This is a genomic window from Pseudonocardia sp. SID8383 (assembly GCF_009864975.1).
GTDB lineage: Bacteria > Actinomycetota > Actinomycetes > Mycobacteriales > Pseudonocardiaceae > Pseudonocardia > Pseudonocardia alni.
In genome coordinates this window covers 1-9,279 of the sequence record NZ_WWFY01000106.1, presented here as the reverse complement: position 1 = coordinate 9,279, position 9,279 = coordinate 1, and the positions used below count along the sequence as shown (strand labels likewise).

Genomic DNA, 9,279 nt, shown 5'->3' with positions numbered 1-9,279 from the left:
GGTCGCCGTCGGTGGGTGCGGCGCCGGACAGCAGCGTCGTCGGATGCCCGTTGCGGCGGCCCTCCGGGCGCGCGGGGGTGCGGTCGTCGGCGTGGGGAGCGCTCATCGGTCCGGGACGCTAAGCGGGTCGACCGCCCCCCGACAGCGGCCGTTCGGAGCAGTAACGGCGGCCGGTCGCCTCGTCACGGTGACCGTCCGTGCACGACGACCGTTTGTCGTGCCCCTCCCGGCGGTCCTGCCGGACGCCGCCCGTCTCGTACCGGTCACCGCACGCCATCGTTGGCGTGGAAGCGTGAGCAATGCCAGCGACTGCCGGGGCGGCGACGACCGAGGCACGGCCCACGACAGCCACGAGCGGACCGGCGGCGGTGCTGGAGTCGCTGCCGCTGTCGGGGTGGCATCGGCGACTCGTCGTCCTGGGGGGATCGGGTCGTTCGTCGACCTGGACGAAGTGATCCTCGGCGGCGTGCTCGCCCCGCTCCTGGCCCGCGAGTGGGCGCTCGGCCCGGTCGGCACGGCGGCGGTGGTGTCGTCGGGCCCGGGCGTACACCGTCGCCTACCACGGTTTCGGCACGCTCGCGCCGCTGGTCCTGGTGGCCACGGGCTTCGACATCGGCGAGTCGCTCGGCTACGCCGCGCTCAGCTTCGCGGGGTACCCGCTCGGCTCGCTCGCGTCGGTCCCGCTGGTCGATCGGTTCGAGCGGAGTGGCTGATCATCGGCTCGGTGCTGGCGATCGGCGTGCTCGGCATCGTGTTCGCGGCCGGCCACGGCCGGGCCGGTCGCGGTGTTCGGCGGCGCAGCGGGGCTCATCGTGCCGCTGTGCCTCGATGTCGGCCTGCTCGGCCCGCGCTCCACCGGACTCGCGCTGGAGGAGCCGGGTCGAGGGGGCATCCTGACCGCGTGAGCCAGGCCCTCTACGAGATCACCGTCAACGCGCTGCTCGACCGCGACCGCCCGATCACCCGGGCCGACTGGGACGCCGCCGTCGCCCGGGTCGGCGGGCACCGCGTGCCGCAGCTGCTCGCCGAGCTCACCGACGCCGGGCTGGTCGGGGCGGACCTGCTGCCCGGCGCCGTCGCCGAGGCGTGGGCGTCCGCCGACCGGCCGCTGGACCGGCTCCCGGCGGCGCGCTGGCGGGAGCTGTTCGGCGACGCCGGGCTGGCCCCGCCGGCCGTCACGGATGGGTCGTCGTCCCCCTGAGGACCTTGTCGACGGCGTTGCGCGGCCCGTGCAGCGCCACCCCGACCAGGTCGAGCTCCTCGGCCCGGGCCGCGGCGACCACCGCACGGTTGTCGTGGTCGTTGCCGGTGGAGAACATCGCCGCGGTGAACACCGCCACCGGCAGCCCGCGGCCGACCGCCCGGGCCCGGCAGGCCGCGAGCGTCGTCGCGTCCCCGGCGCGGACGAGTACCGGCAGGCCGAGGGTCGGCAGGTAGGCGGTGCCGTCGGCGTCGGCGTAGGGCTCGCCGATCAGCTCGGGGACGCCGGCCGCGACCCCGGCGGCGAGGAACGCGGTCACGTTCGCGACCTGCCAGCCGAGCAGGTCGTCACGCAGCACGACGGCGATCTTGGTGGCGGGGCGTGCGGGGGAGGAGGGGAGCAGGGCGGAGAGGGTCACGTCGTCGATCCTCGACGGGCGGGCGTCCGCACTCTTGTACGTTCCTCACATGAACGGTGCCGGGCCGTGGGCGCCGGGCGAGGCCGTCACCGCCTGGCGGCCGCAGCGCGTGCCGGGCATCGCCGAGGTGCTGCACGCCCGCTTCGTCCGGCACCGGTACCCGCTGCACGCGCACTCCACGTGGACCGTCCTGATCGTCGACGACGGCGCCGTCCGCTACGACCTGGACCGGCGCCCGCACGGGACCGAGGAGGCCCCGGTGACGCTGCTGCCGCCCGGGGTCGCGCACGACGGACGTGCGGCGGGCGGCTCCGGCTTCCGTAAGCGGGTCCTCTACCTCGACCCCGCCGCGCTCGATCCCGGGGCGTCCGGGACGGGCGGGCTGGTCGGCCCCGCGGTCGACCGGCCGGGCGTGGCCGATCCCGTCCTGCGCCGCAGGCTCGACGAGCTGCACCGCACGCTGGTCGTGCCGGGGGAGGACCTGCACGCCGAGAGCAGGCTCGCGCTCGTCGCGGAACGTCTCGCCCGGCATTTGGACACGGCCGCCGGGCCCGGCCGGGCACCGGCGGACGACCTGGCCGGCCGGCTGCGGGACCTGCTCGACACCCGGCTGGTCGACGGGGTGACCCTCGCCGAGGCCGGGCGGTTGCTGCACGCCCACCCCGGCCACCTGGTCCGCACCTTCTCGCGGCGCTTCGGGCTGCCGCCGCACCGCTACCTCGACGCCCGCCGCGTCGAACGGGCGCGGTCGCTGCTGCTGGACGGGACCCCGCCGGCGGCGACGGCCGCGGCGGTGGGGTTCCACGACCAGGCACACCTGCACCGCCGGTTCGTCCGGCTGGTCGGGGTCACGCCGGGCCGCTACGCCCGCAGCGGCCCGGCGGCGGTGCGCTGAGGGTCACCAGCCCCGCGAGCGCCACTCCGGGATGCTCGGCCGCTCGGCTCCGAGCGTCGAGTCGTCCCCGTGGCCCGGGTAGAACCAGGTGTCGTCGTCGAGCCGGTCGAACACCCGCTCCTCGAGGTCGCCGATGAGCTGCGCGTTGTCCTCCGCCGACCAGGTCTTCCCCGGCCCGCCCGGGAACAGGCTGTCCCCGGTGAACAGGTGCGGCCGGTCCTCCCCGCGGTAGAGCAGCGCCAGCGAGCCCGGCGTGTGCCCGCGCAGGTGGATGACCTCCAGCTCGATCTCGCCGAAGGTGATCGTGTCGCCGTGCTTGACGAACTCGTCCATCGGGGCCGGCAGCTCCGGGGCGTCCTGCGGGTGGGCGATCAGCCGTGGCTCGAACATGCCCGCGATCGCGCCGAGTGCCTGCCAGTGGTCGGCGTGGCGGTGGGTGGTGACCAGGTGGCGCAGGTCCGGACGCTCGTCGGCGGCGCCGATGAGGTCGGCGATGCGGGTCGGCTCGGCCGCCGCGTCGATCAGCAGCGCCTCGTTGCTCCGCTTGCAGACGAGCAGGTAGGCGTTGTTGTCCATCTCGCCGACCGAGACCTTGCTGATGCTCAACCGCTCCAGGTCGCGGCGGATGGCCGCGCCGCCGGGGTCGGTGTGACCGGTGTAGTTCTCCAGGACGTCCACGAGCGGGAGGGTAGCGGCCCGCACCGACATCCCGCGGTGGGGAGAACCCGCCGGTCGCACCCACGGGGCCGCTGACGGATCGAACGGACGTGCGAGTACCGTGCAGTGCGGACCGACCGGCGCGTCCCGGTGTGCATCCACCGCGCCGGACCGCCTGCGGGGCCGGCTCGACGGGCTCGCTGTCGGTGGGGCGACCTAGCATCGGCGGCGGACGTGGGGACGAACCTCACCGGCCACAGGTGCCCGGTCGCGGAATGTCCCCAGCCCTGCGGGCGCTACGACCGGGTATCACCCGGACGGCACCGCCACCCCAGGAGGCGCGAAACGTGAGCGACCACAGCACCGACCGCCGCGACGCCGGCACCGCCCTGTCCCCGGGCGCGTCGCCGGTCCCGGACGGGCCGAAGCTGGTCGTGCGTGGCGCGCGCGAACACAACCTGCAGGGCATCGACATCGACCTGCCCCGCGACAGCATGATCGTCTTCACCGGGCTGTCCGGGTCCGGCAAGTCCAGCCTGGCGTTCGACACGATCTTCGCCGAGGGCCAGCGGCGCTACGTCGAGTCCCTCTCGGCGTACGCGCGCCAGTTCCTCGGGCAGATGGACAAGCCCGACGTCGACTTCATCGAGGGACTGTCCCCGGCGGTCTCGATCGACCAGAAGTCGACCAACCGCAACCCGCGGTCGACGGTCGGCACGATCACCGAGATCCACGACTACCTGCGGCTGCTCTACGCCCGTGCCGGCATCCCGCACTGCCCGACCTGCGGCGAGCGGATCGAGAAGCAGACCCCGCAGCAGATCGTCGACCAGGTCCTGGAGATGGAGCAGGGCAGCCGCTTCCAGGTGCTCGCGCCGGTCGTGCGCACCCGCAAGGGCGAGTTCGTCGACCTGTTCGGGAACCTGCAGGCCCAGGGCTACTCCCGCGTCCTCGTCGACGGCACGGTCCACCCGCTCTCGGACCCCCCGAAGCTGAAGAAGCAGGAGAAGCACGACATCTCCGTCGTGGTCGACCGGCTCTCGGTGAAGGCGACCGCCAAGCAGCGCCTCACCGACTCGGTGGAGACCGCGCTGCGGCTGGCCGACGGCCTGGTCGTGCTGGACTTCGTGGACCTGCCCGACGACGACCCGCAGCGCGAGCGCCGCTTCTCCGAGAAGATGGCCTGCCCGAACGGGCACACCCTCGCCGTCGACGACCTCGAGCCCCGCACGTTCTCCTTCAACTCGCCCTACGGCGCCTGCCCGGCCTGCTCCGGCATCGGCATCAAGAAGGAGGTCGACCCCGAGCTGGTCGTCCCCGACCCGGACCTGTCCCTCGGCGACGGCGCGATCGCGCCCTGGTCGTCCGGGCACAACGCGGAGTACTTCGGCCGGCTGCTGTCCGGTCTGGCCGCCGCGGTCGGGTTCCGGATGGACACCCCCTGGCGCAAGCTGCCCGCCGCCGCCCAGAAGGCGGTCCTGCACGGCAGCGACGACCAGGTCCACGTGCGCTACCGCAACCGCTACGGCCGCGAGCGCTCGTACTACGCGAACTTCGAGGGCGTCATGCCGTTCCTCGAGCGCCGCCTGGAGCAGACCGAGTCCGAGTCTCAGCGGGAGCGCTACGAGGGCTACATGCGCGACATCCCCTGCCCCGCCTGCAACGGCGCCCGGCTGCGCCCCGAGGTGCTGTCGGTGACCCTGCCGCACCGCGACCTGGGGGAGCGGTCGATCGCGCAGGTGTCGAACATGTCGGTCGCGGAGTGCTCGCAGTTCCTGAACGGCATGGTCCTCGACGACCGGCAGGCCATGATCGCCGGCGCGGTGCTCAAGGAGGTGCAGGCCCGGCTGGGCTTCCTGCTCGACGTCGGGCTGGACTACCTGTCGCTGGACCGCGCCGCGGGCACGCTGTCCGGCGGCGAGGCGCAGCGCATCCGGCTGGCCACCCAGATCGGCTCCGGCCTGGTCGGGGTCCTCTACGTGCTCGACGAGCCGTCGATCGGGCTGCACCAGCGCGACAACCGGCGGCTGATCGACACGCTGACCCGGCTCAAGGAGCTGGGCAACACCCTGATCGTCGTCGAGCACGACGAGGACACCATCCGCGCCTCGGACTGGGCGGTGGACATCGGCCCCGGCGCGGGTGAGCACGGCGGCCGCGTCGTGCACTCCGGCACCATCGCCGACCTGGAGTCGCACGACACCTCACTGACCGGTGCCTACCTATCCGGGCGCAAGTCGATCCCGCTGCCCGAGCGCCGCGAGCTCGACCACGACCGCAGGCTGACCATCGTCGGCGCCCGCGAGCACAACCTGCGCGGCATCGACGTCGACGTGCCGCTCGGCGGCCTGGTGTCGATCACCGGGGTGTCCGGGTCCGGCAAGTCGACGCTGATCAACGACATCCTCGCCACGGTGCTGGCGAACCGGCTCAACGGAGCCCGCCAGGTGCCGGGCCGGCACACCCGGATCAACGGCATCGACGAGCTCGACAAGCTCGTCCGGGTCGACCAGTCGCCGATCGGGCGGACCCCGCGGTCCAACCCGGCGACCTACACCGGCGTGTGGGACAAGGTCCGCAAGCTGTTCGCCGCGACCACCGAGGCGAAGGTCCGCGGCTACGCCGAGGGCCGCTTCTCCTTCAACGTCAAGGGCGGCCGCTGCGAGGCGTGCACCGGCGACGGCACGATCAAGATCGAGATGAACTTCCTGCCGGACGTCTACGTTCCGTGCGAGGTCTGCAAGGGAGCCCGCTACAACCGGGAGACCCTCGAGGTCCACTACAAGGGCAAGACCGTCGCCGACGTCCTCGACATGCCGATCGAGGAGGCCGCCGAGTTCTTCGAGCCGATCACCTCGATCGCCCGCTACCTGCGGACCCTGGTCGACGTCGGCCTCGGCTACGTCCGGCTCGGGCAGCCCGCGCCGACGCTGTCCGGCGGTGAGGCCCAGCGCGTCAAGCTCGCCAGTGAGCTGCAGAAGCGCAGCAACGGCCGCACCGTCTACATCCTCGACGAGCCGACCACCGGTCTGCACTTCGAGGACATCCGCAAGCTCCTCGCCGTCATCCAGGGGCTGGCGGACAAGGGCAACACCGTGATCGTGATCGAGCACAACCTCGACGTCATCAAGACCTCGGACTGGGTCATCGACATGGGCCCGGAGGGCGGCTCGGGCGGCGGGACCGTGGTGGCCCAGGGGACGCCGGAGCAGATCGCGGCACACCCCGACAGCCACACCGGCCGGTTCCTGCGCGACCTGGTCACCCCGGACGACACGCCGGTCAAGCCGGTCCGGCGGCGGACCTCGTCGTCGAACGGCAACGGCACCGCGGGCGCGGGGCGGCCGGCGACCGCACGGCGCAGCCGGGCCAAGGCCGCCAGCGCGGGCTGAGCCCGGCCCCGGCCCGGGGTCCGCGCAGGTCCCGGCCCGGACCCCGCGTTCCCGGCGCACCGGCGGCCTGTTACCCTCGGGAATGCGACCACCCGGGATCGCGTTGACACGTGTGTTCCGGGCGTCAAGTGGAGCCCCGCTCCCACCCGCGCCGTGATCGTAACGGTGTCCGGGTCCATGGTCCGGCTTCGCGGCAGCATTCTGTCGCGGGCCGATCAACGGGTCTTCGCTTGTCGTCGCCGGCAGCAGGTAGTAGCGACACAGCGAGTCACACAGGAGACCCCATCAGCACAGAGCCCCGCATCAACGACCGCATCCGCGTGCCCGAGGTCCGCCTCGTGGGCCCGAACGGCGAGCAGGTCGGGATCGTGCGCATCGAGGACGCCCTCAAGCTGGCCCAGGACGCCGACCTCGACCTCGTCGAGGTCGCCGGCCAGGCCCGCCCGCCGGTCTGCAAGCTCATGGACTACGGAAAGTTCAAGTACGAGAGCGCGCAGAAGGCCCGGGAGTCCCGGCGCAACCAGCAGCTCACCGTGATCAAGGAGCAGAAGCTCCGGCCGAAGATCGACAAGCACGACTACGAGACGAAGCGCGGTCACGTCATCCGCTTCCTCGAAGGCGGCAACAAGGTCAAGGTCACGATCATGTTCCGTGGTCGCGAGCAGTCGCGTCCCGAGCTGGGCTACCGCCTGCTCCAGCGCCTGGCCGAGGACATCGGTGACATGGCCGTCGTCGAGGCCGCTCCGAAACAGGACGGCCGCAACATGACGATGGTGCTGGCACCGACCAAGAAGCCGGCGTCGCGCAAGACGACGGCGGCAGCCAGCTCCGACGCCCCGGCAGACGCCGAGGCGTGAGGTCCCGCTCCCGTGCCCGGCCGCAGCCGGGCACGGGAGGGACACGCAGTACCCGCACCGACCCCCGGAACCTCGGGGGCCGACATCGAACGGATACGTCATGCCGAAGAACAAGACGCACAAGGGGACCGCGAAGCGCGTCCGCATCACCGGTGGCGGCAAGCTCATGCGCCAGCAGGCCGGGCTGCGGCACCGTCTCGAGGTCAAGTCGCGCAAGGAGAAGCGCGACCTGTCGGGCACCGTCGAGCTCGCCAAGGCCGATGTGAAGCGCGTCAAGAAGCTGCTCGGTCACTGACCTTCCGCCCCTTTCACGAACCCCGGCACGCCGTACCCCCATCGCGGTAGTGCCGGAGAAGCCCCAGGAGATACCCCATGGCACGCGTGAAGCGCTCCGTGAACGCCCAGAAGAAGCGCCGCACCACGCTGGAGTCGGCCGCCGGCTACCGCGGGCAGCGCTCGCGGCTGTACCGCAAGGCCAAGGAGCAGATGCTCCACTCGATGAACTACGCCTACCGGGACCGTCGTGCGCGCAAGGGCGACTTCCGGCAGCTGTGGATCACCCGTATCAACGCCGCGGCCCGCGCCAACGACATGACCTACAACCGGTTCATCCAGGGCCTGAAGGCCGCCGGTGTCGAGGTCGACCGCAAGAACCTCGCCGAGATCGCCGTCAGCGACCCGGCCGCCTTCGCCGCGCTCGTCGCGGTGGCGAAGGAGAACCTGCCGGTCGGCACCGAGCAGGGTTCCGCGGCCTGAGGTGACCCGAGGCGACATCGAGTCGCGCGGCGCCGGCGAGCGCTCCGCGGACTCCACGCCCGGTACCGAACGCACTCCCCGCGTTGCAGCAGCACGCAAGCTGCTGCGGCGCGCGGGGCGCGATCGGGCCGGGCGTTTCCTCGTGGAGGGCGCCCAGGCCGTCCGCGAGGCCCTCGCCGCCGTGACGGTGCACGAGCTGTTCGTCACCGCCGTCGCCGCCGAGCGCCACCCCGAGCTGGTCGAGGCCGCGGAGCGCTCCGGCGCCCGCGTGTCCCCGGTGACGGACAAGGCCGCCGCGGGTCTGTCCGAGACGGTCACCCCGCAGGGGATCGTCGCCGTCTGCGACCTGCTCGACGTCCCGGTCGCCACCGCGCTGGCCGGGGTCCCCGGATTCGTCACGGTCTGCGACGGCATCTCCGACCCCGGCAACGTCGGCACCGTGATCAGGGTCGCCGACGCGGCGGGCTGCGACGCGGTCCTCCTGGCGGGGGACACCGTCGACCCGCACAACGGCAAGGCCGTGCGGGCCTCCACCGGCAGCGTGTTCCACCTGCCGCTGGCCCGCGACCGGGACGCGCCCGCCGTCGTCGAGATGTGCCGCGCGGCCGGGCTGACCACGCTCGTCGCCGACGGGCACGGCGAGGTCGACCTGCACGATCCCGCCGTCACCCCGACCCTCGCCGGGCCCGTCGCCTGGATCCTCGGCAGCGAGGCGCACGGCCCGTCGGCCGAGGTGCACGCCGCCGCCGACCATCGGGTCCGCGTCCCGATCCACGGCCGCGCCGAGTCGCTGAACCTCGCCACCGCCGCGGCGATATGCCTGTACGCGACGGTCGGGGCCCGCGCGGGCGTCGCCCCGCGGCTGTCCCCGGCGCGCGACTGAAACCGCCTCGCGGCCGCCCTCTACGATCGTGGGCACCATGAGTGAGAACGACACGGCGAGCCCTCTCGACCCGGATGCACTGAAGGCCGCGGTGGAGGCCGCCCGCACGGCGTTCGACGAGGCGGGCGACCTCGACGCGCTGGCCGCGGCGAAGCCCGCGCACCTCGGCGACCGCGCCCCGATCCCGATGGCCCGCCGGTCGCTCGGGCAGCTGCCCGGC

General features: G+C 73.0%; 9 protein-coding genes and 1 pseudogene. 8 read left to right on the top strand and 2 right to left on the bottom strand.

The annotated features are described in order from the left end of the window. Positions 1-901 precede the first annotated feature (901 nt). Positions 902-1,201, top strand: coding sequence for a hypothetical protein (locus GTW08_RS02485; RefSeq protein WP_073576961.1), 300 nt, complete (start codon positions 902-904; stop codon positions 1,199-1,201). Here GTW08_RS02485 and GTW08_RS02480 read toward each other — a convergent pair. Continuing rightward, positions 1,176-1,619: a DUF2000 domain-containing protein gene (locus GTW08_RS02480; protein ID WP_304580171.1), complete on the bottom strand. Its 444-nt coding sequence runs from the start codon at positions 1,617-1,619 to the stop codon at positions 1,176-1,178. The genes GTW08_RS02485 and GTW08_RS02480 overlap by 26 nt on opposite strands. 49 nt (positions 1,620-1,668) lie before the next feature. Between GTW08_RS02480 and GTW08_RS02475 the strand changes: the two genes are divergently transcribed. Next, positions 1,669-2,514: an AraC family transcriptional regulator gene (locus tag GTW08_RS02475; protein ID WP_073576960.1), complete on the top strand. Its 846-nt coding sequence runs from the start codon at positions 1,669-1,671 to the stop codon at positions 2,512-2,514. 3 nt (positions 2,515-2,517) lie between these two features. On the opposite strand, the gene GTW08_RS02470 is transcribed toward GTW08_RS02475, so the two are convergent. Then, positions 2,518-3,192, bottom strand: a complete 675-nt coding sequence (locus GTW08_RS02470) for an MBL fold metallo-hydrolase (protein ID WP_073577120.1) — start codon at positions 3,190-3,192, stop codon at positions 2,518-2,520. Positions 3,193-3,560: 368 nt separating this feature from the next. Between GTW08_RS02470 and uvrA the strand changes: the two genes are divergently transcribed. From uvrA to GTW08_RS02440, 6 genes and pseudogenes are all read left to right on the top strand, one after another. Further along, entirely contained in the window at positions 3,561-6,563 is a 3,003-nt protein-coding gene (uvrA, locus tag GTW08_RS02465; protein ID WP_073577119.1) for an excinuclease ABC subunit UvrA, read from the top strand. A 230-nt stretch (positions 6,564-6,793) separates the two neighbouring features. Next, a complete protein-coding gene (infC, locus tag GTW08_RS02460; RefSeq protein WP_073576959.1) occupies positions 6,794-7,420 on the top strand; it encodes a translation initiation factor IF-3 in 627 nt (208 codons plus the stop codon). Positions 7,421-7,520: 100 nt separating this feature from the next. Continuing rightward, positions 7,521-7,715 carry a 50S ribosomal protein L35 gene (gene rpmI / locus GTW08_RS02455; protein WP_020623393.1) on the top strand — a complete coding sequence of 65 codons (195 nt, stop codon included), beginning with the start codon at positions 7,521-7,523 and terminating at the stop codon, positions 7,713-7,715. A gap of 77 nt (positions 7,716-7,792) precedes the next feature. Further along, positions 7,793-8,176: a 50S ribosomal protein L20 gene (rplT, locus tag GTW08_RS02450; protein ID WP_020623392.1), complete on the top strand. Its 384-nt coding sequence runs from the start codon at positions 7,793-7,795 to the stop codon at positions 8,174-8,176. 1 nt (position 8,177) lies between these two features. Beyond that, complete coding sequence (locus GTW08_RS02445; protein ID WP_304580170.1) at positions 8,178-9,059, top strand: TrmH family RNA methyltransferase; 882 nt, start codon at positions 8,178-8,180, stop codon at positions 9,057-9,059. A 37-nt stretch (positions 9,060-9,096) separates the two neighbouring features. Continuing rightward, a pseudogene (locus GTW08_RS02440) lies at positions 9,097-9,279 on the top strand (phenylalanine--tRNA ligase subunit alpha); the annotation flags it as partial.

Coding starts and splice junctions, on each gene's coding strand:
- GTW08_RS02475 (WP_073576960.1), top strand. CDS start 1,669: ATGAACGGTGCCGGGCCGTGGGCGCCGGGCGAGGCCGTCACCGCCTGG.
- rpmI (WP_020623393.1), top strand. CDS start 7,521: ATGCCGAAGAACAAGACGCACAAGGGGACCGCGAAGCGCGTCCGCATC.
- rplT (WP_020623392.1), top strand. CDS start 7,793: ATGGCACGCGTGAAGCGCTCCGTGAACGCCCAGAAGAAGCGCCGCACC.